This is a genomic window from Neobacillus sp. YX16 (assembly GCF_030123505.1).
Classification (GTDB): Bacteria; Bacillota; Bacilli; order Bacillales; family Cytobacillaceae; genus Neobacillus.
In genome coordinates this window covers 4,442,502-4,467,973 of sequence record NZ_CP126115.1, presented here as the reverse complement: position 1 = coordinate 4,467,973, position 25,472 = coordinate 4,442,502, and the positions used below count along the sequence as shown (strand labels likewise).

Below are 25,472 nucleotides of genomic sequence, written 5' to 3'. Positions count from 1 at the left end.
ATTTTTACTGTTATCATATAGTTATATCGACATAAATTTAGGAGTGAAAAGTATGAGCATGGATTTCAATTTTTTCATGAATGATGTTGTGACTCAAGCACGTAGTGAGATCACGGCAGCTGGTTATAAAGAACTTAAAACACCTGAAGAGGTTGAAGAAGCGCTTGAACAAAAAGGTACAACCTTAGTAATGATCAATTCTGTATGCGGTTGTGCTGGCGGCATTGCACGCCCAGCAGCGGCTCATGCCCTTCATTATGATAAACGTCCAGACAATCTTGTTACCGTTTTTGCAGGTCAAGATAAAGAAGCAACAGAAAAAGCACGCAGTTATTTTACAGGCTATCCACCATCCTCACCGTCCTTTGCATTATTAAAAGACGGAAAAATTGTATCAATGGTTGAAAGACACCAAATTGAAGGCTACGATCCAGCAACAGTAGTAGCAAGACTACAAAAAGAATTCGAAGAAAACTGTGAAGAACTATAAATCATGTCAAAAGGGCTAATTTCTCTAACGAGGGATTAGCTTTTTTTTATTTTAGGCTGTGTTAAATTCGGCTGTTGATTTGCGCTCCAGGCGCTATGCTTTCCGCGGGCTCGCCCGTGAGCCTCCTCGGTCGTCCCGACCTGCGGGGTCTCACTCAGCTCGTTCATCCCGCAGGAGTCAAGCGCCTTCCGCTCCAACCAACAGGTTCTAAAATCAACAGTCGCCTTTAACACAGCCTTATTTTAAAAAAGTAATAATAAATTTTTATAAATATACTTGCATAATTATTTTATCGTGTGTTAAAATTCATTACGTTGCATAAATATTAAATTTTAACTCTATAAAGTTAGTAAAAGTAGTATTAAAATCAAATTTAAATTTTCAGAAAATTATAGGAGGAAAACAAATGAAAAAGGTAATTGGTTTATTATTAATAATGATTTTAGCTGTTGGTGTACTTGCAGGCTGTGGAGAAAGTAAAGATGCTAAAACAGGTGATAAAAAGACACTAGTGATGGCAACCTCTGCCGATTATGCGCCGTTTGAATATATTGAGTCAGATAAAAGTGACGAAATTATTGGTTTTGATGTTGACTTAGCTAATGCAATTGCTGGAAAACTTGGCTATGAAGTTGAAGTGAAAGATATGGATTTTGGCGGTTTAGTTCAGTCACTTAAATCTGGACAAGCTGACTTTGTCTTAGCGGGTATGACTCCAACCGAGAAAAGAAAGAAAAACGTAGACTTCAGTGATATCTACTATACAGCGCAGCACATGGTTATCTCTAAAAAAGACAGTGGAATTGCAACAGTAGAAGATTTAAAAGGTAAAACAGTTGGCGTTCAGTTAGGTTCTATTCAAGAAGGTAAAGCAGACGAAATTAATGAAACGGTAGCTATAAAAGTTGAGAATCGTAACAGAATCCCAGAACTTATTCAAGAATTGAAAGCCGGCCGTTTTGATGCTATCATTATTGAAGATACAGTGGCTAAAGGATATCTTGATAAAGAAGCGGATTTAACTAGCTTCACAATCAGCGATGACCCAGAGGAAGCAGGATCTGCGATTGCATTTCCGAAGGATAGTGATTTAACAGAGGAATTTAACAAAGAGCTTCAAGAAATGAAAGATAATGGCGAGCTGCAAGAATTGATTGTTAAGTGGTTTGGTGGGGAAAACTAATTCTACAACCAAGACGTTCAGAAAGTCTTCTGAACGTCTTACTAATTTCATTACATAGAGAGGACGGCAGATGAATGAACTTAGATTTCGGACAATTCATTCCTTCAATGCCATACATTTTAGAGGGAATATTTGTTACCCTTAAAATTGTCATTTTGGCAGGGATAATAGGCTTTATTTTAGGAATTATCCTTTCTTTATTTAAAATTAGCAAATATAAATTTCTTGGATGGTTGGCTGACGCCTACACCTCAATTTTCCGAGGGACTCCGCTCGTATTACAGCTGATGTTAATCTATTATGGTTCACCACAGTTAATCGGTTATCAAATCGAACCTTATACAGCTGCGATTCTATCCTTTGCGCTTAATTCTGGTGCTTACATATCTGAGATTATTAGAGCAGGAATTCAGGCAATTGATAAAGGTCAGCAGGAAGCTGCAATGGCTCTGGGTGTCCCTTATTCGAAAATGATGTGGGATATCATATTACCGCAGGCTCTTAAAAATATTTTGCCTGCTTTAATGAACGAATTTATCACATTAACCAAGGAATCTGCGATTGTCACTACTATTGGTGTAATGGATATCATGCGCCGCTCCTATCAAGTTGGGGCCGAAAATTATTCGTTTTTCGAACCACTATTAATAGCTGGACTTATTTATTATTTAATGGTCGTGACCTTGACATTCCTTGGAAAAGTGGTTGAAAGGAGAATGAGACGCAGTGATTAAGGTTGAAGATTTGCATAAAAATTATGGGAAGCTCGAAGTTTTAAAGGGAATCACCACAACAATTGAGGCAGGAGAAGTTGTAGCCATTATTGGACCATCCGGTTCAGGAAAGTCAACCTTCCTTCGCTGTATGAATCTTCTTGAAAACCCAACGGGCGGAAAAATATTTGTAGGCGGACAGGATGTTACAGATAAAAAGACTAATATTATGAAGGTGCGGCAAAACGTTGGTATGGTTTTTCAACATTTCCATTTATTCCCGCATAAAACCGTTTTGCAGAATCTCACCTATGCACCGGTTAAGGTAAAAGGGTTAGCAAAGACTGAGGCAGAAAAGATAGCTTTTGATTTGTTAGATAGAGTAGGATTAGCAGAAAAAGCAAATGAATATCCGACAAGATTATCTGGTGGGCAAAAGCAGCGTGTTGCCATTGCAAGAGCATTGGCAATGGAGCCGGACGTTATGCTTTTTGATGAACCAACCTCAGCGCTTGATCCAGAAATGGTGAAAGAAGTACTTGAAGTAATGAAATCCCTAGCTCACACTGGGATGACGATGGCGATTGTGACTCATGAAATGGGTTTTGCCCGCGAAGTGGCGGATCGAGTCCTATTCCTAGATGGTGGAGTCCTAGTCGAAGATGCAAAACCGCAAGAATTTTTTACAAACCCAAAGAGCAAGCGTGCACAAGATTTCTTGCAAAAAATGCTCTAATAAGGATAAGCTAAAGATGGTCTATTTAGATCATCTTTTTTTATTTGAGGAGAAATGCTATGAAATATCGAATTGGCTATCGGACGATAAAAACCGCTCTAGGAACTGCTATCTCTATCTTACTTGCACAACAGTTAGGTTTAGACAACTTTGCCTCAGCGGGAATCTTAACTATTTTGTGTATAAAGGTAACGAAAAGAAAATCTGTACGTGCTTCTTGGGATCGATTTTTAGCTTGTGTTATAGCTATGGCATTTTCAAGTCTATTTTTCGAGGTTATCGGATACCATCCGATCGTAATTGGAATTATGCTATTATTCTTTATCCCAACTGTTGTCATGTTCAAAGCTAACGATGGAATTGTTACGAGTAGTGTAATTATTTTACATATCTATATGGCTAACCATTTATCTGTAGGTCTTTTTATTAATGAGCTGGGTGTTATTATTATCGGAATTGGAGTAGCACTCATTATTAATCTCTATATGCCAAGTGCAGATAATAGATTAAAACAATATCAATTGAAATTAGAGGATAATTTTAAAGTCATTTTTTGTGAAATGGTCAAATTTTTAAGAACAGGGGAAAGTGATTGGTCCGGACAAGAAATTACGGAAACAGCTAAATTACTAGAAGAAGCAAAATCATTTGCCTTTCGAGAGGTAGAAAACCACTTTTTAAGGGATGAAGATGACTATTTTCATTATTTTAAAATGAGAGAAAAGCAATTTGAAATTATTGAGCGTGTTTTACCAATTGTTACTTCCCTTACGGTTACATTACCCCAAGGGAAAATGATTGCTGAATTTCTGGAAGAACTGTCCAAAAATATACGGCCAGGAAATACAGCTCATATTTATATAGGAAAATTAAAAGAGATGAAAATGGAATTTGAAGAAATGGACCTCCCGAAAACCAGAGAAGAATTTGAAGTACGCGCTGCACTGTTGCAGTTAGTGAAAGAAATGAATGAATATTTAATCATTAAAAGTTCCTTTAAGACATCAAAATGGAATAAACCGAGGAAACTTGAAGCAAACTAAGGAAAAAATGGCAGGTGGATTTTATGATAAAGATACTATCGCCAATCCTGTTTGCTTTTTTTATTTCCCCCCTTTGGCCGCTTGGGCCAAACCCACTCCCTGGTGATCCTTTCGTTATTGTCAATAAAACAACAAATGAATTGGCTTTAATTGACGATAATAGGGTCCAAACCGTTGTGAGTGTTGGAACTGGAAAAACCAAAGATTTAACTCCAGAAGGACTTTTTACGATTACGATAAAAGCAGAGGATCCCTATTATCGCCGGAAGGACATTCCAGGTGGTGATCCTGAAAATCCCCTTGGCTCCAGATGGATTGGCTTTGATGCCGAGGAAACGGATGGACGAATCTACGGAATTCATGGAACCAATCAGCCTGCTTCCATTGGGAGGTATGTTTCACAAGGCTGCATTCGTACACAGAATGAAGTCATTTCCTCCTTGTATCCCTTAATTCCATTAGGGACAAAAATCTTAGTCACTTCAACGAATAAGACATTTGAGCAGCTCGGAATAGAAAATGGAGCCATTGATAAAGAATAAAAGGGACTGTTCTCCTGAACAGTCCCTTGTCTATGTTTTGTTTTAATTAAATAAATTGCGCAATCCCGATTAAGAGAGTTGAGGCTAACATAGCGATTAACATTAAGTAGACAACAATTTTTCTTGTTTTCTTTGACAAAGTGGGTTCCCCCTTTATATTAAATAGCATTATTTCTATTTTACAGGGAAAAGCCCAAATGAACAATGGAACAACATCTCAATTTGGGAAGGAATTATGAATTTTATAGCGAATATGGTAATTGTCGAAACTATTATAATTTTGAAAAATAGAGGGGTAAAAATGATTAAAAAAGTGGATCACATTGGAATTGCTGTTCGAACGATTGAGACTTCACTGCCTTTTTACACAGAAGTACTTAATTTGCCATTACTAGGGATTGAAGTAGTCGAGAGTCAAAAGGTTAGAGTTGCGTTTCTTAAGGCAGGAGAAACAAAACTCGAGCTGCTAGAGCCAACTTCGGAGGAAAGCACAATTGCCCAATTTATTGAAAAACGTGGTGAGGGGATACACCATGTCGCACTTGGCGTTGATTCAATTGAAGAAAGAATCAAGGAAATGAATGAAAAAGGAATTAGGATGATTGATAAGGAGCCAAGGATTGGTGCAGGGGGGGCTCATATTGCCTTCATGCATCCAAAGTCAACATCAGGTGTATTAGTCGAGCTATGCGAAAAGAAGGGATGAGGGTATATGATAGACATCTATGAAAAAATTAATGAATTGTATGATAAGCGCCGGGAAGTAGAGCTTGGTGGCGGTGACGAAAGAATTGATAAACAGCATGAAAAGGGGAAATTAACCGCAAGAGAAAGAATAGAGCTTTTAGTAGATAAAGGATCTTTCGTAGAATTAAGTCCATTTATAGAGCACAGAACCAATGACTTTGGTTTGGATGAACAGAAAGGACCTGGTGACGGTGTTGTTACTGGTTATGGAAAAGTAAATGGCCGGCCAATCTACTTATTTTCACAAGATTTTACCGTATTTGGCGGTGCGCTTGGGGAAATGCATGCAAAAAAAATAGCAACGGTTATGGATTTAGCCGCTAAAAACGGTACACCATTTGTCGGCTTAAATGACTCGGGTGGTGCTCGAATCCAAGAAGGTGTTGTCTCGCTGGATGGTTACGGACATATTTTTTATCGAAATGCGATTTATTCAGGGGTAATTCCGCAAATATCCGTCATAATGGGTCCATGTGCCGGAGGAGCGGTTTATTCACCTGCCATTACCGATTTTGTTTTTATGGTTGAAAAAACAAGTCAAATGTTTATTACGGGTCCAAAAGTAATTGAAACCGTAACGGGTGAGAAAATTTCTGCAGAGGATCTTGGAGGAGCACATGTTCATAATAGTATTAGTGGAAATGCTCATTTTGAATCTCCTTCTGAGCAGGAAGTCTTAGAAGAGGTTCGTAAACTTCTAAGCTATCTGCCGCAAAATAATGAAGAAAAACCTCCAAGATTAGAAGTTGAAGAGGAAAATGATTATCGTCCTGATTTAACAGATGTTATTCCATTCGACGCTATCCGTCCATATGATGTCCGCAAGGTAATTGAACAAGTTTGTGATGCAGACTCCTTTATGGAAATTCAAAAAAACTTTGCGAAAAATATCGTCGTAGGTTTTGCGCGAATTAAAGGCGAGAGTGTAGGACTTGTTTGCAACCAGCCAAAAGTGATGGCGGGCGGTCTTGATATTAATTCATCCGATAAAGCCGCAAGATTTATTCGTACCTGTGATTCGTTTAATATCCCGATTATTACATTTGAGGATGTAACAGGTTTCTTTCCTGGAGTTAAACAGGAGCATGGGGGGATTATTCGCCATGGTGCGAAAATATTATTTGCTTATTCAGAAGCCACTGTTCCAAAGCTGACGGTAATTTTAAGAAAGGCTTACGGCGGGGCATATGTAGCACTTAATAGTAAATCTATTGGAGCAGATTTAGTCTATGCTTGGCCAAATGCAGAAATTGCCGTAATGGGTCCACAGGGTGCTGCCAATATCATTTTTGCGAAAGAAATCCAAAATAGTGATAATCCTGAACAAGTAAGGCAGCAAAAGATTGAAGAATATCGAGAAAAGTTTGCAAATCCATATGTAGCTGCCAGCAGAGGGATGGTCGATGATGTCATTGACCCGCGGGAAACGAGAATAAAAATTATTCAAGCATTAGAAATGCTTCGTAATAAAAAAGAATCCAGACCATTCAAGAAACACGGCAATATTCCACTTTAAAGCAATCATTTGAAGACAGGTTTATGAAGGAGTATACTCTAGTAGTGGTGAGTACATAAAACGGAGGGTTATATTCAGATGATTAATCATGAACGTCTTTTGAATGAATTTTTGGAACTTGTCCAAATTGATTCAGAAACAAAATTCGAAACAGAAATTGCGAAAGTGCTAAAACAAAAGTTTACCGATTTAGGTCTTGATGTGTTTGAAGACGATACAACGGCTGTAACAGGTCATGGAGCAGGAAACTTAGTTTGTACCCTTGCTGCGACTAAAGAAGGCGTAGATCCTATTTATTTCACTTCTCATATGGATACAGTCGTTCCGGCACGAGGTGTTAAGCCATCCATTAAGGACGGCTATGTGGTTACGGATGGAACAACGATTTTAGGTGCTGATGATAAAACTGGATTATCTGTTATGCTTGAAACCATTCGTGTATTAAAGGAACAAAATATTCCTCATGGTCAAATTCAATTTGTCATTACTGTCGGTGAAGAATCTGGGCTTGTAGGTGCGAAAGCACTAGATTCCTCCTTATTGAAGGCAAAGTATGGCTATGCATTAGACAGTGATGGTTTAGTAGGAAATATCGTGGTTGCCGCTCCGACCCAAGCTAAAATTAAAGCAGTAATTTACGGAAAAACCGCTCATGCGGGTGTTGCACCAGAAAAAGGAGTCTCAGCGATTACGATTGCAGCAAAATCGATTGCAAGAATGCCATTAGGCAGAATAGACTCCGAAACCACAGCAAACATCGGCCGCTTCGAAGGTGGCACACAAACGAATATCGTTTGTGACCGTGTGGATATTCTAGCAGAAGCCCGTTCACTCATTGCTGAAAAAATGGAGGCACAAGCTGCTAAAATGAAAGTAGCTTTTGAAACAGTAGCTGCTGAAATGGGTGGCAAAGCAGAAGTTGAAGTCGAGGTTATGTACCCAGGATTTAAATTTGGCGAAGGCGATCAAGTAGTTGAAATCGCACGTAAAGCGGCAGCGAAAATTGGCCGCAGCTGTGAATTACAGCATAGCGGCGGCGGAAGCGATGCAAACGTCATTGCGGGCTTCAACATTCCGACAGTTAACCTAGCAGTGGGTTATGAAGATATCCATACTACAAATGAACGTATGCCGATTGAAGAATTATACAAGCTGGCAGAAATGACTATCGCGATTATCGAAGAAGTTTCTAATCAATAATCATATTACGAGGAGAGCCTACTGGTTCTCCTTTTGCTATACTAGAGCTAGCAAAATTTAGGGAGAAGTGTCAGCCGTGAAAGAAATGTATCCGAAAAAGGGTAGAGTCATATTACATGTTGATATGAATAGCTTTTATGCTTCGGTGGAGATGGCTTATGACCCCGAACTAAAGGGTAAGCCGGTTGCCATTGCCGGAAATGTGGAGGAACGACGGGGAATAATTATTACCTGCAGCTATGAAGCAAGAAAATTTGGAGTCAAAACGACCATGCCGCTGTGGGAAGCCAAGAAGCTGTGTCCTCTGTTAATTATAAGAAAGCCTAATTTTGACCGTTACCGGACGGCGTCAATCGCCATGTTTGAGATTCTCAGGAATTATACCGAACTGGTCGAACCCGTATCCATTGATGAGGGATATCTAGATATAACTGATTCCTTTGAACTCGGCAGTCCCATTGAAATCGCCCAAAGTATTCAAAAAAGAGTTCTCGAACAGCTAGATTTGCCCTGCAGCATTGGAATTGCACCCAATAAATTTTTGGCAAAGACTGCTTCAGATATGAAAAAACCGATGGGCATAACAATTCTTCGCAAGCGTGATATCCCTTCTGTTCTGTGGCCGCTAAATACGAGTGAGATGCATGGTGTTGGGAAAAAGACTGCTGAAAAGTTAACAACCATTGGCATTCATACCATTGGAGAATTAGCCTCTGGCAATGAGATTCAGTTAAAATCACTGCTCGGTATTAATGGAATCCGCATAAAGGATAGGGCAAATGGAATCGATAATAGAGCTGTAGATCCTGAATCGGTTTCTGATTTCAAAAGTATTGGAAATTCAACGACGCTGCCTAAAGATACAAGCAACCAACAAGAGTTATTTCGAGTATTGGAATTGTTGGCTGAAACCGTTTCTGTAAGGCTAAAACGAAAAAATGTACTTGCAACAACATTAGGGATTACGATCCGTTTTAAAGATCGAAAAACCATTACCCGCAGTAAAAAACTTACCAATCCTATTCAGCAAAAAGAAGACATTGCTTCTATGTCAAAGCAGATTTTTATCAAGGAGTGGAACGGAAACCCTGTCCGTTTATTAGGAATAACAGGCTATGATTTAGTGGAACATGATCTTGCCTTTAAACAGCTAGATTTATTTTCATTTGAAAAAGATGCAAAAAAAGAGCCGTTACTTAAAACACTTTCCACTTTACGTGATAAATATGGGAAAAATATCATTGAAAATGCCGGCACACGAAAGGTCAACAATGCTGATAACGTTGGAACGGGAACAAGTTTTAATAAAGATTTTCTTCGCACCTTCCCGCAAAAAAAGAAGGATGAGTATTAAAAGCTCCGCCATTGTATGATAAACAATGCGGAGCTTTTTGTATTATTTACAGATATCTACATCTAAATCTGCTACAGGCCACCAGAAAAATCCGTCTTTTTCTAACAGCTCATCAGCTGCTTTAGGTCCCATTGAACCAGATTCATAATTTGGATAGTTATCGGCTTTGGTTTTTTCCCATACTTCAGAAATATTATCGACAAAGGCCCAAGAATAGGCGACTTCATCCCAGTGTGTAAAGTTGGTTGCATCACCGCGCATGCAATCATATAGGAGCTTTTCATATCCTTCAGGTGTGTTCATTGCATGAATTCCTGTGTTAGCAAAACTTAATTTGACCTCCTGAGCGTCCAGGTGTCCACCAGCTTTTTTAGCGTTGAGATGAAGGGTGATTCCTTCTTCAGGCTGAATGTGAATGACAAGCAGATTCGGGTTCAACAGTTTCTCCGGCTGATAATAAAGGTTCATCGGAATGTCCTTAAACTGAACAACAATTTTCGTTGATTTTGTTGTCATTCTTTTTCCAGTTCGGATATAAAAAGGTACGCCTGCCCAGCGGAAATTATCAATCATAATCTTCCCGGCCACGAAGGTCTCAGTATTTGACTCTTTATCTACCATTGGCTCGGCGCGATATTCTGGTACCTGTTGATCCTCTACCATTCCGGACCCATATTGCCCGCGGACAAAATATTTATTTATTTTTTCTCCTTTGATCATTCTTAAGGAACGAAACACTCTAACCTTCTCAGAACGAACCTCATCGGTTGTCAACTTAATCGGAGGTTCCATGGCAAGAAGTGCTACCATTTGCATAATATGGTTTTGAACCATATCCCGGAGAGCCCCGCTTGTCTCATAATAACGACCCCGTTCTTCTACACCAAGGACCTCGCTTGAGGTAATTTGAATATTGGAGATATAACGGTTATTCCATAAAGGCTCAAAAATGGCATTTGCAAAACGAATAACTTCAATATTTCTTACCATTTCTTTTCCTAAATAGTGATCAATTCGGTATACTTCACTTTCTGAAAAAGCTTTACGAATCTGTTTGTTTAACAATTTTGCTGATTCCAAATCATGCCCAAATGGTTTCTCAATGACAAGTCTTTTGTAGCCTTTTACATCGGTCAATCCATCCGATTTTAAATGTAAGGCGATTGGACCAAAAAATTCAGGTGCCATCGCAAGATAGAAAATACGATTTCCTTCTAACTCGTATTTCTCATCAATTTGCTCTGCTAAACTTTTGAGAGCTAAATAGGAGCTTGAATCTGATACATCATGTGACTGATAATAAAAGTGAGCCGCAAATTCATCGATATTATCCTTTTTTCCTAAAGCGGTTAAAACAGAGTCCTTCACAGAATTTTGAAAATCTTCAGTGGATAATGGTCTCCTAGCCACGCCAATGACTGCAAATTTATCTAACTTTCCTTTTTGAAACAAGCGGTAAAGGGAGGGAAAGAGCTTTCGAATAGCTAAATCTCCTGTTGCACCAAATATCATGATTAATGAAGTCATATTTCTTGATTGTTCCACTGTAATTACCTCTCCTTATATGTATTCAACTTAGATTTAGCAAAAAACCTCTGAAGCATGTATTAAAATCTAAATCCCTTTTAAAGAGAATACCACGGATAGAGGGCATTTGTGCAAGTGATATGCTATAGTATTTATAACTTTATTCGACAAGGAGGGGTAATTTTGGACATATTTTTTTTAGGAACGGGTGCCGGTATACCCGCTAAACTACGAAATGTTACTTCCATTGCCTTAAAATTACTCGAAGAACGAGGATCTATTTGGTTGTTTGATGCGGGTGAAGCGACACAGCATCAAATCTTACATACATCAATAAAACCGCGCAGAATAGAAAAAATCTTTATTACCCACCTTCATGGCGATCATATCTATGGTCTTCCTGGGTTGTTAGCGAGCCGGTCTTTTCAAGGCGGAGAATCAGAAGTGACGGTTTACGGACCAAAAGGACTGAAAGAATATATTACGATAAGCCTTTCAGTCAGCCAAACTTATTTAAAATACCCACTAAAGATTGTAGAAATAGCTGAAGGGGTTATTTTTGAAGATGAACAGTTTATCGTGGAAGCGAGACTTTTAGATCATGGCATTCCTTCATACGGGTATCGGATTGTTGAGAAGGACAGGCCTGGGACGCTTTTAGCGGATAAGCTTGTAGAGGCGGGGGTACAGCCCGGACCAATTTTTCGGAAAATTAAAGGAGGGGAAACCGTTACGCTTGAAGATGGAACAGTCATCGTACCTTCTGATTTTTTAGGTCCGGCTCAAAAGGGACGGATTATAACGATTCTTGGTGATACAAGATACTGCGAAAATGCTATTTCCTTAGCACGGGATGCGGATTTATTAATCCATGAAGCAACCTTTTCAAAAGGGGAAGAGAAGCTTGCCTTCGATTATTTTCATTCGACTACTCATCAGGCTGCGGAAGTGGCAAATCTGGCTGGTAGTAAACAGTTGTGTTTGACACATATCAGTTCACGTTACGACCGGCAAGCCTGGCAAGAACTAGTCATGGAAGCCCAGGAGATTTTTGCAAATACATACATTGCAGAAGACTTTAAAGAGATAAATATACCAAGTAAATGAATTATATCAGCGTTAAATGAGATATATCCGCGATGCCTATAAACCCAGCAAAAAAAGACGGCCAAAAAGCCGTCTTTTACTAGTTATTTCCACCCAAGCACATATTGTTTAGGTACTTCAATGGTTACACCGAGCTCCTTAGCTGCTGTTCTTGGCCAGTAAGGATCACGTAATAATTCGCGAGCCAAAAATACTAAATCAGCACGCTCATTTTGAAGGATTTCCTCTGCTTGAACACCTGTTGTAATTAAGCCCACTGCTCCTGTAGAAATCTCCGCACCATTTCTAATGGTTTCTGAGAATGGGACTTGGTATCCAGGATAGATATTAATATGTGCACCTGGCAGGGCTCCTCCAGAGCTGACATCGATTAAATCCACGCCTTGTTCCTTCATCCATTGACTGAAAAATACGTAATCTAACGGTGTTAATCCCTCTTCATGATAGTCATTAGCTGATACGCGGACAAATAGCACACCGTTCCAGACTGTTTTGATTGCTTCAATAATCTCACGAAGGAAGCGAAACCGATTTTCAGCCGAACCGCCGTAATCATCGGTTCTTTTATTTGTTAGCGGGGAGAGGAATTCATTAATTAAATAGCCGTGTGCACCATGTAACTCAATGACATCAAAACCAGCTTTCGCTGCCCGTTCAGCAGCCTTTTTAAATGCTTCGATGGTTTCGGTTATATTTTCTTTGGTCATTTCTTTAGGGGTTTTCATTTTTTCATTAAAAGCTAAGGCCGAAGGGGCGATGGAGTCACCTTCTAGGTTTGCTTTTCTACCAGCGTGAGCAAGCTGGATACCTGTTTTAGCACCATGCTCCTTCATCAAACTGATAAGTTCTGTGAAGCCTGCTATATGGTCATCACTCCAAATTCCAAGATCCCTTGGTGAAATCCTGCCCTGTGGGGTGACCGCTGTTGCTTCAACGATTATTAATCCAACTTGCCCAACAGCGCGGCTAGTATAATGCGTGCGGTGCCAGTTCTGAATATGACCGTCTTCGTTATGACTTGAATACATACACATTGGCGCCATAACAATTCGATTTTTAAATGTAACATCCTTAATGGTAAAAGGGGAAAATAATTTAGCTGACATTATGAGCCTCCTATTAAAAATTGTGCTTTACTCTTACTCTTTCTTTCTTAACTCGCTTAATTTATATATAGTACCTCTCCACATGATACCGCCGCGTTTAAAGGTTAAGAGGCTGGCACGGATGATCGAATAGATAAACAGCAGGGCTGTTACAGGTAAAACCAGAAACATAACAGGTGAGAATAACGTCATTTTTTTGATTACCAGTACATAATGAATACCGCTTAATACAATATTTCCTAAGCTTAATAAGGCTACGATTTTATCGGAAGAAAATATCGTAATAAAAGGAAGAATATTGGTAATGAAGACACCGAAAATTGCAAAAAGTACCATACTTACCCGGTAATGTAATCCGGCAAATGTATTCTTTTCTAGTCCGATAAAGGCTTCCCGCAAACTCCCATACCATTCCACTTCAATCAGCTTAAGTGCTGTGACAATCCTTTGACGATATCCTGCTTGTTTCATTTTCATTCCAAGCTGTAAGTCGTCATCTGGTCGCATTTTCACCCTCTCATGTGTTCCAAAACTCTGATATGCTTCTTTTGAAACCAGGTTAAAGGCACCAATTCCAGTACCAACCTTTGACTTTGGGTTATTGGCAGCCCAAGGTCGTTTGAAATAGGAAAATCCAAATAGGAAAAAGGCGACAAATGATTTTAGCCAAAACTTCTTCGCACTCAAATTGGGGGCAGCCGTTAAATGATCCAACCCATGCCGTTCAAAATAATTCAATGCCTTTGCAAATGCCTCTTTTTCAAATTTCACGTCTGCATCGGTAAACAATAGCCATTTTCCAGAAGCCTGAAGGAATCCTCTATATAAAGCGTTATTTTTTCCTAGCCAGTCCTCAGGCAATTCTTCTATATGAATAACCGAAATCCGCTGATCTTCCTGTTGCAGCTCATTCATTAAAAGCCCTGTGGAATCCGTGGACCGATCATTGACGAGTATCCACTCAACGTTTTTGTAAGTTTGCTCTAATTGGCTGAGGATACTAGATTTTATTTGCCCAGCTTCATTGCGGGCCGCAACAATCACCGTCAATAACGGTCCATTTTCTAAGCTAGTTTCTGCCTCTAGTGCCTCTAATTTTCGTAAACCTATTAATCCGTCGATGAGAAAAACTGTCCAGACCAGGATACCCATTGAAAATAATACCGTTAGCATCTTGTAACACTTCCTAGCCTTTTTTATCCTAGTTTAAATCAATGGAGACAAATTAGGAAGTTGGTTCGGTAACCTCTAGCTGTTCACGTAATGCAGCGCCCATTTTTTTTGATTGTGCCGTTGCAGCCTTAATACACGAAATGAACGCCTGCTGAACTTGATGTTCTTCTAGCACCTTGACCCCTGCCTCTGTTGTTCCGCCTGGGCTTGTTACATCCCTTCGTAACTGCTCAGATGATTTTGTCGAGTTTTTCACCATTTCTGCAGCCCCAATTAACGTTTGTACGATTAATTCACTCGCCATATCCTTATCGAGTCCAACCTCTACTGCACTTTTTTCCATTGCTTCAATAAGGTAATAAATATAAGCGGGACCGCTGCCAGAGAGTCCTGTTACAGCGTCTAGCTGTTCTTCTTCAACAAAAGTAGTTAAGCCGACCGTTCCAAAAAGATTTTTCATTAATTCTATTTGATGAGGGGTAACCCGTTCATTTACAGCAACAGCAGTAGCTGATTTACCAACGGCTGCGGATGTATTTGGCATTGCTCTAACGATTGCAATCGGTAATCTCGCAATTGTTTCAATCGTACGCATGGAGACTCCTGCTAAAACTGAAACCACCAGCATTTGTTCATTCAGATATTCACGAATAGATTGAATAGCCGTTGCGGCATCCTTAGGCTTCATTGATAATATAACGATATCAGCTCCTGCAAACAATTCGTTTAAATCGTAGGTTGTACGAATCCCATACGTATCACCCAGCTTTTTCAGTCTCTCTGCATTTGAATTGTTCGTAACCCAAACATTTTTTCTATCAATCAAACTATTTTCAAGAATGCCTGAAATAAATGCCTCAGCCATCGAACCTGCACCGATCATTGCTAACTTTTTCATAGATATTGCCTCCTCTAAATTCTTATAAAAACAAAAAGACCCTTCATCCAAAAAGGACGAAAGGTCTAGCTTCCGCGGTACCACCTTCATTTACCCCAAACTAAATATCTATAAGGGTTCACTCAATTCCGGGTAACGTCGGATTTACGTTAGGTTTTCCTAAGTGCTCATAAGGAAGGTTCAATGATCAAGAGGGCTGTGAAGTCTTTCAGCCGGTGAACTTCACTCTCTTTCGCCATTTTTCATTTACTAGTCTTAGTCATCGCAATTTATGAATCAAATTTTACTAGTGATTATGCAAGATAACGGTCTGTCTGTCAAGAGATAAGTTTCTGAATTTTTTATTTATTTTAAATTTAATATGCAAAAATAATGACATTTACCATGAAAATCGCTACACTTTACACTATATATAATTGTCAAAAAATGTTCACATTCTATTTGAAAATAACGATAGGGGTTTTTTGAATGACAGAATGGAAGGATGGAATTGCGAAATTGACCATGCCGACTCCTTTTAAGATCGGGGATGTTAATGCTTATTTAATAAAAGGGGATCGTCTGACACTGGTTGATGCGGGTATTAAAACGAAGGCATCCTGGAATTCATTCAAAGCGCAGCTGGCTGATTTACATGTAAGTACGAATGATATTGAACAGGTGATTATTACCCATCATCATGCAGATCACGTTGGAATGCTTGATTTTTTATCGGATAAGGTAGAGGTTTACGGTCATCCATTGAATGAACAATGGATTAATCCAACGGAGGCCTTTTTTCAAGAACAAGAGGATTTTTTTCGTAGACAATTTCTTGATTTTGGAATACCACCAGAATATTTTCCTGCTCTTTTAAATATAAGACAATCGTTGAGGTATTCCTGTAACCGCTCATTGACTGGAGAACTGGTCGAAGGAATGGTCCCGCCAGGGTTAAGGGAATGGAGTGTCATTGAGACACCTGGCCATGCCCAGAGTCAAATTGCTCTCTTTCGAGAAAGAGATGGGATTCTTATTGGCGGAGATTTGATTCTCTCGCATATTTCACCCAATCCTATCTTAGAGGCACCCGCACCAGGCGAAAAAGAAAGGCCAAGGCCGCAGCTGCAGCATAATGATTCGATGAAAAAGCTGTTGAGGTATCCGATTCAGTTCGTCTACACAGGACATGGGGAGGAAGTCTTCCAATTAAGAGAACTAATTGCAAAAAGACTTCTACATCAACATGAACGGGCGATGAAGGTTAATAACTGGCTAAAAGAAGATCAGCAAACCGTATTTGAAATTTGCAAAACTCTTTTTCCGGCTGCTTACAAGCGCGAATTGATGTTGACGTTATCGGAAACAGTGGGACAACTTGACTATTTAGCCTCTATCGGCGAGATTAGTAGTAAGGATCATCAACCTGTCCTTTATCAAGCTAGGTGAGGTGTGAGTATGGCTAGAGAACAGCTTAAGGGTAAAAATATTGTCATTACCGGTGCATCTGGGGGAATAGGTGCACAAATTGCCAAGCTTTGTGCTGCAAGTGGTGCCAATCTTATATTACTTGCAAGAAGCATAGAAAAGTTAAAGCAGCTTCAAACGGAATTGGAGCAAAAACATCAGGTTAGGGTGGATATCCATCAGCTAGATGTCTCTGATACGGAAAAAGTGAGGGAAGTTTTCAGCGAAATATCAGCGAAAATAGACCATATTGATATTCTTGTGAATAATGCAGGTTTCGGTGTTTTTCGTGAAGCACATGAGGCAACCATGGATGAAATCAAAGGGATGTTTGAAGTCAATGTTGTCGGGCTGATGGCCTGTACGAGTATGGTGCTTCCTAAAATGCGCGAACGCCGTTTCGGCCATATTATTAATATTGCCTCCCAGGCGGGGAAAATCGCTACGCCAAAATCAAGTGTTTATTCGGCTACGAAGCATGCGGTTCTCGGCTATACTAATTCCCTTAGAATGGAGCTTAGTGATTATAATGTTCTGGTAACATCTGTGAATCCAGGACCGATTGCAACGAACTTTTTTAACATTGCTGATGAAAAAGGCACGTATGTTAAAAATGTTCAAAAGTTTATGTTGCAGCCTGAATATGTTGCAGGGAAAGTTGTTGACTGCATGTTAACGAAAACAAGAGAAATCAACCTGCCACGCTGGATGAACATGGGAAGCGTCGTTTATGTTCTCTTTCCAAGACTTTTTGAAACAATTGGAAAAAAAGCATTTAACAAAAAGTAAAACCGCAGCAGCGGTTTTTTTGTTTTTGCGTAATTTGTTCATCCTGTTAAAAATTCGTACACTGTATCATTCACAGCCTCGTATAAATCGACAGCAGGCTGTTCGGCTTTTATTTGAATAATTCGATCTGCAAGCTCCTCTAAATCTTCACTGTTCATTGGCAGTGAATCCACTTCGGAATAATATTGTTTAAAGCAATTTTTTATCATTTTGATTATCAATTTTTTCTCCATGTACGTGCACCTCACTCACCATTATAACGTTTTCGCCTCCAGAAAAATAACCATAACCAAGAAACCTGTCAAAAAATTTCCATTGAATGCGAACGTATATTCGTTTAAGATGTGTATATAATATAAAGAACGGATGTTCTGTATTTAATTGTCTAGCTCCGGGCGCCATCGGCTCTATGGTCTATAGCCAATCAGTCAATAAGGTTAAAGAGCAACCTTCTTGACTGCTCGTCTTACGCTTGTCGCCGATGGGCGGGCGCTCTGCGCTTTTCGAATTGGGAGGGAAAGTCATGGTTGATTACAGCACGTTACCGCACAATCAAATTTTATGTGTTGACATGAAGAGCTTTTATGCAAGCTGTTCCGCTGTCATGCTTGGCCTTAATCCCTTGACTTGCTATCTAGCTGTGGCTGGTAACAAAGAGCGGAATGGAAGTGTTGTGCTTGCCGCTTCCCCTCGTTTGAAGAAAGAATTTGGAATCAAAACAGGTTCTAGGTTATTTGAGATTCCCGATGATCCGCGAATTCAAATAGTTGAGCCGAAAATGGCAACTTATTTGCGTATTTCTACTGAAATTACCCGCGTATTTAATCGTTATGTACCAAAGGAAGCCATCCATACGTATAGCGTTGATGAAAGTTTTATCAAAGTGGATGGAGTACTGCATTTGTGGGGGGACGCCTTTACGGTTGCAGCCAAAATAAAGGATGATATTGAACGTGAATTCCAACTTCCCTGTGCAGTTGGCATTGGCCCTAATATGTTATTATCAAAGCTTTGCCTCGATCTTGAAGCAAAGAAGCATGGAATCGCCGAATGGAAGTATGAGGATGTCCAGACTAAGCTTTGGAATGTTTCGCCGCTAAGAGAGATGTGGGGAATCGGCAGGCGTGTTGAAAAAACATTAAATGGGATGGGTATTTTCACAGTTGGTCAGCTGGCCAGATATGATTTAGAAGCACTGGAAAAGAAATTTGGAATCATGGGCAATCAGCTTTATCATCATGCCTGGGGAGTAGACCTTTCAGACTTGGGAGCACCCCTGATTGAGGGGCAAATCAGCTTTGGAAAAAGCCAAATTCTTTTAAGAGATTATAAAGAGGAAGAAGAAATAAAGCATGTGATTTTAGAAATGTGTGAAGAAGTAGCTAGAAGAGCGAGATCTCGCCGCAAAGCCGGGAGGACGGTCAGCCTGAGCGTTGGCTACAGTCAAGACGAACTCGGCGGTGGCTTTCATCGCTCAAGAACCATCAAACAGCCGACAAATGTAACCATGGATCTTTACCGTGTCTGTCTCGAATTATTCCACGAACATTACACAGGAAAGACAGTAAGGCAAATTGCAATTAGTATCGGAAATATCGTTGATGACCGCGAGTTTCAGCTCGATCTTTTTGACATGGGTGCGGTAAAGAGGCGGGAGCTTGGCTATGTGGTGGATTCAGTCCGCAGACGCTTTGGTTCAGGTTCCTTATTACGGGCTGTTTCCTATACTGCTGCAGGAACAGCAAGGCACCGAGCCACACTTGTTGGAGGACATAAGGGATAAACATAAAAAGCATAAGCGCCTGGGCGCTGGAGCTGGATAACGAAGAGAGGAGGAGTCAGATGATTCGCGACCGCGGAAGAATCAAATGGGTTTCAATGATGCTTCCCGAGCATATCAAATTGCTCAGGGATTGGGTACAGGAAGATCAGTATGAAGAGCAGAAAGAAATGGATGAGCAGCAGCTCGAACTCATGAATGCTACCTTATCTGAAGCAATCGAATTCGACCAATTCGTTACTATTACTCATTATCGAAATCGAAATTATGAAATCGTCATAGGGAAAATTCATTATTGGGATGAAATGACACAAAGGCTTCATATCGTCGATCACTTTGAAGAAGTACACCGCATTCCAATCGCAGCCATTGCGGATATTAGGATAACGGATGTGTAAACATACCAAAAGAGCGGCTCCATTTCGGATCCGCTCTTGTTTGGTATTCGATTAACGGAAGTCCGCTTTAAATTCACCAGTAATTTTTTGGTGTCCGTTATTTTCTTCAAATGCTTGTTCTTGTTCTAGGTCGAAACGGTTCATAATCGGTATATCGTTTACTGAGAATAGGTAAGAGTCTTCTGATGCAGAGTGTTCATACCAAGCCCAGTTTGGAACAACGAAGTAATCGCCTTTTTTCCAATCGAAACGAACGCCATTGATTACGGTGAAACCTTCACCTTTGTGTACTTGGTAAACAGTTGAGTGTGTATGGCGTAATGCTTTTGTTTGGAAACCTGCTGGTAAATGCTGCATTCTAGTGCCGAGCGTTGGGTTAGCTGATTTACCTGTAGTTGGGTTAATGTACTCTACTGCAAATCCATGGTGTGGATTTGGATCAAATTCCATCAAACCTTTAATTCCTTTTACAGTAAGATCCCATTTATAATTTGCAAGTGGAGCAACTGTGAATTTATCATCACCAACAGGGCGAACCATGCCGCCGCGATAACGAATCTCTGAAAAGTTATCTGGAATATCTGGCTGCTGTAAACCTTCTTCATAAGGTTCAAAGAAGGTACCGCCGATAGCGTAAAGAGTAGGAATATCTAAGGCATCCATCCAATACATAGGCTCTGTACCTAAATGTTCATGCCCATGCCATAAGCCCTTCGGAGTAATTAAAAAGTCGCCTTCATCCATGAAAACACGCTGCCCCTGTACAATCGTGTATGCACCTGTACCTTCAGAAATAAAGCGCAATGCACTTTGTGAGTGACGGTGAGAGGGTGCTTTTTCACCAGGCAATAACATTTGAATAGCTGCATAAATCGTTTGAGTAGTAGATCCCCATCCCCAAGGTTCACGATAAGTTAAGCCAGGATTTTGGAAATAAATTGCACGACGTTCACCGCCGCGTTCTGGTGTGAAGATTTGAGCTGCTTCATTCATTTTCTTTTTGAGTAATTCACTGCTCCAAAGATAAGCTTGTGCTTGAGGCTTTGGCGCTTTGTGCATAATTGCAGGAATTGCTTCCCAAAGTGGTCCTAAGTTGTATTGTTGAATATCTCTGGTGTAATCGGTTACAATCGAGCTTTTCATAAACTCTTGAACTTCTGGATTTACTTCAGCCATTTCACATTCCCCTTTACTATACAAATTTTATAGAGAAAAGGGGGAGCAGCGCATTACTGCTTGACCCCTTGCCATGCCAATTAAACAGTGACTACCGCCTCTGTTGCCTTTACTTTATTTTCAAGTGCACCAATTTGGTCAATCTCAATTCGAACTACGTCACCATCTTTTAAGAATTGCGGAGGATTCATCGCAACCCCAACTCCCCCAGGAGTTCCTGTTAAGACAACATCTCCTGGCTCTAGCGTCATTAGATTGGATAAGAAAGATACTAATTTTTGGACGGAGAATACTAGATTAGCAGTATTCGTTTTTTGACGAACTTCACCATTGACTTTTAGTACAACATCTAAGCCAGCTGGATTTTGTAATTCATCGGAAGTTACTAAATATGGTCCCATTGGTGCACTGCCGTCAACAGTTTTACCTTGTAACCATTGAAGCGTGCGTCGTTGAATATCACGATAGGTTACGTCATTTGTAATGGTATAACCTGCTACATAATCTAATGCATCTTCTTCTGCAACATTGCGAGCTTGTTTGCCAACAACAAAAGTAAACTCTGCTTCATAGTCAAGCTGGTCAGAAATTGGATAGTGTGGAATATCGTCCTCAGGTCCTAAAATGGTATTAGCAAATTTAGCGAAAATAACTGGGTTCGATGGGATTTCACGACCCATTTCTAAAATGTGCTCGCGGTAGTTGTGACCCACACAAATAATTTTGCCTGGCTTTTGAACAGGTGCTTCTACCTTAACTTCTTCAATTGTGTAAATGATTTTTTTATCAAAGCTTTCTGGATTAGCTAGAATGAAATCGATTGCATTTTGTGCTAGTTGCAGCGATTCTTTACCACCTTGATATAACTCATCTGTATTATCTGGTACATATGCTTTTGCGATTGCTTCGTAGCGGTATTTTCCTTCTGCTTTTAACTGTGCTTGGTAGGCATAGTTTAAGTCGATTACTTTGTTGTCAACGATTGCCCCTGCACGTGTATATCCAGAGACAGTAAAATTAATAAGTTTCATGGTTTTCCTCCTTGGTTTTCACTAATTATGAAACTAGTTCACTATTTATAAAAATATTAAAATAATTCAAAAGGATTGTCAATATTATTTGTTTTCAGAATTTTTTATTTTATAGCTGTGTTAAACTTGGCTGTTGATTTGCGCTCCACTAAGGAATGCTTCTTCGAATAATCACCGCAGGGACAGGCGGTCTCTGGCTGTCCAAGGCGCTTCGCTTTCCGCAGGCTCCCCTGTCCCGTCCTCATGCAGGACATTGATTTACATCCTCGAAACTGCCCACGCACGAAGAAAATGCGATAGCATTTTCGAGGAGTCTCGCGCCTTCCGCACAAATCAACATAGTTCTAAAATCATCAGTTTCCTTTAACACAGCCTATTTTATAAAACCGAAATACTCTGATATTTCCTTTGCTGCATGGAGAACGTATTTTCCAGTCGGGTGATCCGCTGATTTTGGCACTGTCTCAGTAATACCAACGACGGTTATGGCACCAAGTAGTCCATGATTGAAATTTAAGATAGGGACACTAAAAGAAGAGACATGCTTTATTAGAGGTTCCGTTTTTGATGCAAAAAACTCTCCTCTTGTTTTTTCTTTTTCACTATGAAATGGCTGTAATTCACTTTCATTGAACTTCGATAATTCTTCTTCTTCCCATTCTTTCATTAGGACGTCTTTTTCAAAGGCAGAAAAAACAACGCCAGTCGAGGAGGAGAGCGGTAAGTGTGTCCCTATTTGTGCACCGATATTTATTCCATAATCTGCACTTAAAATATATGAAATAAGTGGACCCTTTGTAGAAGGAACAGCCAGTAATACTGTTAGATTCATTTTCTCAGCAATCTTTTTGAAATAGGGAATAACCACTTCTATTAAAGAGGATTGGCCCAAAGCAACATTTCCTAACTGTACTAACTTATGTCCAAGCGTATATGCGTTTGTATGTGGATTACGATAGATTAATCCAAATTGGGATAGTGTAGACAAATATTTATATAAATTACTTTTTGTCATAGAAGTTAGGTTTTGAATATCAGTAAACTTTAGAGGTTCTTTTTCCAGTGCTAAGATCTCTAATATGTTTAACCCAATTTGTAACGACTGAATACCGACCGTTTTCATTTCAGTTGTCATATGATCACCCTATTTTCGGTTGATTTGGATAATAGTAGAAAAATGATTAATAGAAATTTTCTAAATTTTAAAAGTTTTTATTGACGAATTGGTGAAAAATGATTTAAAGTTTTCTTATCAGGTAACAAAGTTCTCTATTTGTGGAAGATAATAACTCGGTTGGAGGGGAAAGTCAATGACTAATGTAAGCGACATCATTATAGTAGGTGGAGGAATCGGTGGTTTAGCAGCAGCACTATCAATCCAAGAAACGGGTAAATCCGTAGCAATTTTTGAGCAAGCACCTGAATTTGGAGAAGTAGGTGCAGGTATCCAATTAGCACCAAATGCTTTAGAAGTTTTAGACCGTTTAGGTGTGAAGGAAGAAATTTTAAAATATGCGGTATTACCAAAACGCCTTGTCCTAAAAGATGTTTATACTGCAAAAGAATTAGCAACTCTTGATTTAGGAGAAGGGTTTCAAAAAGAATTCGGCCAGCCATACATCGTATTGCATCGCTCTGACTTACACAGAGTACTTTATGAAGCATGTCAAAAAAACAGTAATATCCAATTCTTTACAAACCAAATGATTCAAACTGCAGAACAAAATGGAGATACGGTAACAATTGTCAACCAAAATGGTGAAACGTTTAGTGCAGAAGCAGTTGTTGGTGCAGATGGGGTAAAATCAAACATGCGTAAGCAGCTAGTTGATGATACACCAGTAAACTCAGCGTATGTAGCTTACCGTGGAACAATTCCAATCGAAGAAGTGGCTACTACAGGAAACTTAGACTTAGACGATGTAATCATGTGGATTGGACCAAACCTGCACATGGTACAATACCCAGTTCGTCGCGGAGAGCTTTACAACCAAGTAGTAGTATTTAAATCATATGATGCTACTGTAGAAGACTGGGGAACTCCAGAAGAAATGGCACGTCGTTTTGAAAATTGTCACCCAAAGGTTGAAAACGCTTTAACTTACATTAACCGTCAATTCCGTTGGCAGATGTATGACCGTGAACCAATCGACAATTGGACAAATGGCAACATTACGCTATTAGGAGATTCTGGTCATGCCATGCTTCAATATTTAGCTCAAGGCGGCGTTCAAGCCCTCGAAGATGCGTTTGTATTAGGTGAGAAGTTAAAAGAACATAAATCCTACGAAGAAGCATTTAATGCATACCAAGAAATTCGTATTCCACGTTCTGCAATGGTTCAAGGATCAGCACGCAGATGGGGCGAAATTATTCATGCAGAGGATCCAACTTCACTTGCACTACGCAACTTTATTTTCGAAAATCACAAACCAACTGATTACAATGTTGTTGATTTCCTATATGGTTATTTCAAGAAAAATTACCAACGTGTAGATTGCTAATAAAAAAACGCGTTAGAGCCAGCTCTAGCGCATTTTTTTAAGTTTAAATTGAAATTGAAATGAGGGAGGAAGTAAACTATGACAACAGCAATACTGAATGAAAAATTGGAAGTATTTAAAAAGAGTATAGATGATATTGCAGCGGTTTTGAAAAGCACGGAAGAGGGTGCACTTTATGTAAAACCTTCTGATGCAGAATGGTCTGCTATGCAAATTGTTTCTCATATTTTAGAAGCTGTAGATTTTTGGGTTGAAGATTTGGAAGCACTGCTAGTAGTTCCAGGAGCAAAATGGGGACGTAATCATGAACATGTGCGCCGTTTAGCTGCAGTAGATGAAAACGTTGTATCTCGTATTAAGAAAGAGGCTGCGATAACTGCACTACAAAACTTAGTCCCGAAAGTAGAGGCAGCACTTGGAAAAGTGAAAGAAGAAGATCTAGAAAAGACAGCCCCAAGTTATAATCCAAACTTTGACGGAAAACCGTTATCATTTTTAGTCGACCATTTAATCGTTAAGCATGTAACGGGTCATTACGGGCAGCTTGTACGTCATTTAGAAAAAGTTCAATAAATACAGTACTAGGTACATGAAAGCAACTTTTAACCTCAGTTCGAAAAAGTATGTTACAATTTGCGTAAGTCAACTGGGGGGAGTTTTATACATGGAGATTATGATAACTGCGGCAGCAGCTGAGAAACTTAATGAACGAATTAATGGCCGCGAAGGCTATTTAAAACTAAAGTATGATACAGAGGATTGCGGCTGTGCCGTAAACGGTGTAATCGCCTTGTGGTTTGTACCGGAACTTGATGCAGATGATATTACGTTCGAGACAAATGGACGAAACGTTTATATCGAAAAGTCGAAAACGGTTTTCTTTGATGAAAAGATGACGATTGACTTTTCAAATGCAAGTAACACCTTTCAACTAAAAAGCCCTCAGCAAATTTTAAACGGATATATGAGTTTTGTTGTGACAGAAAAAGCAGACTGACCCACTTGGGCAGTCT

At 39.6% G+C, this 25,472-nt stretch carries 27 protein-coding genes; 18 read left to right on the top strand and 9 right to left on the bottom strand.

The window, feature by feature from the left end; translation table 11 throughout:
* The first annotated feature begins 52 nt into the window (after positions 1-52).
* The 6 genes from QNH48_RS22035 (at position 53) to QNH48_RS22010 (ending at position 4,707) form a co-directional block, all read left to right on the top strand.
* Positions 53-490, top strand: a complete 438-nt coding sequence (locus tag QNH48_RS22035; protein WP_283952022.1) for a BrxA/BrxB family bacilliredoxin — start codon at positions 53-55, stop codon at positions 488-490.
* Positions 491-896: 406 nt separating this feature from the next.
* Positions 897-1,673: a transporter substrate-binding domain-containing protein gene (locus QNH48_RS22030; RefSeq protein WP_283952021.1), complete on the top strand. Its 777-nt coding sequence runs from the start codon at positions 897-899 to the stop codon at positions 1,671-1,673.
* A 74-nt stretch (positions 1,674-1,747) separates the two neighbouring features.
* The gene (locus QNH48_RS22025; RefSeq protein ID WP_095247186.1) at positions 1,748-2,407 is read left to right on the top strand and encodes an amino acid ABC transporter permease; all 660 of its coding nucleotides are present in this window, start codon (positions 1,748-1,750) and stop codon (positions 2,405-2,407) included.
* Positions 2,400-3,122, top strand: a complete 723-nt coding sequence (locus QNH48_RS22020) for an amino acid ABC transporter ATP-binding protein (RefSeq protein WP_283952020.1) — start codon at positions 2,400-2,402, stop codon at positions 3,120-3,122. Before QNH48_RS22025 ends, QNH48_RS22020 begins: the two co-directional genes overlap by 8 nt.
* A gap of 59 nt (positions 3,123-3,181) precedes the next feature.
* Positions 3,182-4,165, top strand: coding sequence for an aromatic acid exporter family protein (locus tag QNH48_RS22015; protein WP_283952019.1), 984 nt, complete (start codon positions 3,182-3,184; stop codon positions 4,163-4,165).
* 23 nt (positions 4,166-4,188) lie between these two features.
* Positions 4,189-4,707, top strand: a complete 519-nt coding sequence (locus tag QNH48_RS22010) for a L,D-transpeptidase (protein WP_283952018.1) — start codon at positions 4,189-4,191, stop codon at positions 4,705-4,707.
* 46 nt (positions 4,708-4,753) lie between these two features.
* Here QNH48_RS22010 and prli42 read toward each other — a convergent pair whose 3' ends face one another.
* A complete protein-coding gene (prli42, locus tag QNH48_RS22005; RefSeq protein ID WP_283952017.1) occupies positions 4,754-4,846 on the bottom strand; it encodes a stressosome-associated protein Prli42 in 93 nt (30 codons plus the stop codon).
* Positions 4,847-5,008: 162 nt separating this feature from the next.
* On the opposite strand from prli42, the gene mce reads away from it, so the two are divergent.
* The 4 genes from mce (at position 5,009) to QNH48_RS21985 (ending at position 9,524) form a co-directional block, all read left to right on the top strand.
* Positions 5,009-5,413, top strand: coding sequence for a methylmalonyl-CoA epimerase (mce, locus tag QNH48_RS22000; RefSeq protein ID WP_283952016.1), 405 nt, complete (start codon positions 5,009-5,011; stop codon positions 5,411-5,413).
* A gap of 6 nt (positions 5,414-5,419) precedes the next feature.
* Complete coding sequence (locus QNH48_RS21995; protein WP_283952015.1) at positions 5,420-6,970, top strand: acyl-CoA carboxylase subunit beta; 1,551 nt, start codon at positions 5,420-5,422, stop codon at positions 6,968-6,970.
* Positions 6,971-7,048: 78 nt separating this feature from the next.
* On the top strand, positions 7,049-8,170 hold the full coding sequence (locus QNH48_RS21990) for a tripeptidase T (RefSeq protein ID WP_283952014.1): 1,122 nt from the start codon (positions 7,049-7,051) through the stop codon (positions 8,168-8,170).
* Between the two features lie 76 nt (positions 8,171-8,246).
* Entirely contained in the window at positions 8,247-9,524 is a 1,278-nt protein-coding gene (locus QNH48_RS21985) for a DNA polymerase IV (protein WP_283952013.1), read from the top strand.
* A gap of 42 nt (positions 9,525-9,566) precedes the next feature.
* Here QNH48_RS21985 and zwf read toward each other — a convergent pair whose 3' ends face one another.
* Positions 9,567-11,036, bottom strand: a complete 1,470-nt coding sequence (gene zwf / locus QNH48_RS21980) for a glucose-6-phosphate dehydrogenase (protein ID WP_283955849.1) — start codon at positions 11,034-11,036, stop codon at positions 9,567-9,569.
* A gap of 198 nt (positions 11,037-11,234) precedes the next feature.
* Between zwf and rnz the strand changes: the two genes are divergently transcribed.
* Positions 11,235-12,158 (top strand): ribonuclease Z, encoded by a 924-nt coding sequence (gene rnz, locus QNH48_RS21975; protein ID WP_283952012.1) that lies wholly within the window; start codon positions 11,235-11,237, stop codon positions 12,156-12,158.
* Positions 12,159-12,241: 83 nt separating this feature from the next.
* On the opposite strand, the gene namA is transcribed toward rnz, so the two are convergent.
* From namA to proC, 3 genes are read right to left on the bottom strand one after another with little or no spacing between them, the layout of a single operon-like run.
* Positions 12,242-13,264 (bottom strand): NADPH dehydrogenase NamA, encoded by a 1,023-nt coding sequence (namA, locus tag QNH48_RS21970; protein WP_283952011.1) that lies wholly within the window; start codon positions 13,262-13,264, stop codon positions 12,242-12,244.
* 33 nt (positions 13,265-13,297) lie between these two features.
* Complete coding sequence (locus QNH48_RS21965; protein ID WP_283952010.1) at positions 13,298-14,437, bottom strand: glycosyltransferase family 2 protein; 1,140 nt, start codon at positions 14,435-14,437, stop codon at positions 13,298-13,300.
* 52 nt (positions 14,438-14,489) lie between these two features.
* The gene (gene proC, locus QNH48_RS21960) at positions 14,490-15,335 is read right to left on the bottom strand and encodes a pyrroline-5-carboxylate reductase (protein ID WP_283952009.1); all 846 of its coding nucleotides are present in this window, start codon (positions 15,333-15,335) and stop codon (positions 14,490-14,492) included.
* 468 nt (positions 15,336-15,803) lie between these two features.
* Here proC and QNH48_RS21955 point away from each other — a divergent pair, with 468 nt between their 5' ends.
* Positions 15,804-16,763, top strand: a complete 960-nt coding sequence (locus QNH48_RS21955) for an MBL fold metallo-hydrolase (protein WP_283952008.1) — start codon at positions 15,804-15,806, stop codon at positions 16,761-16,763.
* 9 nt (positions 16,764-16,772) lie between these two features.
* A complete protein-coding gene (locus tag QNH48_RS21950; RefSeq protein ID WP_283952007.1) occupies positions 16,773-17,570 on the top strand; it encodes an SDR family NAD(P)-dependent oxidoreductase in 798 nt (265 codons plus the stop codon).
* A 38-nt stretch (positions 17,571-17,608) separates the two neighbouring features.
* On the opposite strand, the gene QNH48_RS21945 is transcribed toward QNH48_RS21950, so the two are convergent.
* Positions 17,609-17,803, bottom strand: a complete 195-nt coding sequence (locus QNH48_RS21945) for a YqzH family protein (protein ID WP_133367262.1) — start codon at positions 17,801-17,803, stop codon at positions 17,609-17,611.
* Positions 17,804-18,093: 290 nt separating this feature from the next.
* On the opposite strand from QNH48_RS21945, the gene QNH48_RS21940 reads away from it, so the two are divergent.
* Complete coding sequence (locus QNH48_RS21940; RefSeq protein WP_283952006.1) at positions 18,094-19,353, top strand: Y-family DNA polymerase; 1,260 nt, start codon at positions 18,094-18,096, stop codon at positions 19,351-19,353.
* Between the two features lie 59 nt (positions 19,354-19,412).
* Entirely contained in the window at positions 19,413-19,748 is a 336-nt protein-coding gene (locus QNH48_RS21935) for a YolD-like family protein (RefSeq protein ID WP_133367260.1), read from the top strand.
* A gap of 51 nt (positions 19,749-19,799) precedes the next feature.
* Here QNH48_RS21935 and QNH48_RS21930 read toward each other — a convergent pair whose 3' ends face one another.
* The 3 genes from QNH48_RS21930 to QNH48_RS21920 form a co-directional block, all read right to left on the bottom strand.
* Positions 19,800-20,924, bottom strand: coding sequence for a cupin domain-containing protein (locus QNH48_RS21930; RefSeq protein ID WP_283952005.1), 1,125 nt, complete (start codon positions 20,922-20,924; stop codon positions 19,800-19,802).
* A gap of 80 nt (positions 20,925-21,004) precedes the next feature.
* Positions 21,005-21,955, bottom strand: a complete 951-nt coding sequence (locus QNH48_RS21925) for a fumarylacetoacetate hydrolase family protein (protein WP_283952004.1) — start codon at positions 21,953-21,955, stop codon at positions 21,005-21,007.
* A gap of 373 nt (positions 21,956-22,328) precedes the next feature.
* Positions 22,329-23,090: an IclR family transcriptional regulator gene (locus tag QNH48_RS21920; protein WP_283952003.1), complete on the bottom strand. Its 762-nt coding sequence runs from the start codon at positions 23,088-23,090 to the stop codon at positions 22,329-22,331.
* 175 nt (positions 23,091-23,265) lie between these two features.
* Between QNH48_RS21920 and QNH48_RS21915 the strand changes: the two genes are divergently transcribed.
* From QNH48_RS21915 to QNH48_RS21905, 3 genes are all read left to right on the top strand, one after another.
* Positions 23,266-24,459, top strand: a complete 1,194-nt coding sequence (locus tag QNH48_RS21915) for an FAD-dependent monooxygenase (RefSeq protein WP_283952002.1) — start codon at positions 23,266-23,268, stop codon at positions 24,457-24,459.
* Between the two features lie 78 nt (positions 24,460-24,537).
* Positions 24,538-25,032 carry a DinB family protein gene (locus QNH48_RS21910; RefSeq protein WP_283952001.1) on the top strand — a complete coding sequence of 165 codons (495 nt, stop codon included), beginning with the start codon at positions 24,538-24,540 and terminating at the stop codon, positions 25,030-25,032.
* A 91-nt stretch (positions 25,033-25,123) separates the two neighbouring features.
* A complete protein-coding gene (locus QNH48_RS21905; protein ID WP_283952000.1) occupies positions 25,124-25,456 on the top strand; it encodes an iron-sulfur cluster biosynthesis family protein in 333 nt (110 codons plus the stop codon).
* The last annotated feature ends 16 nt before the right edge of the window (positions 25,457-25,472 follow it).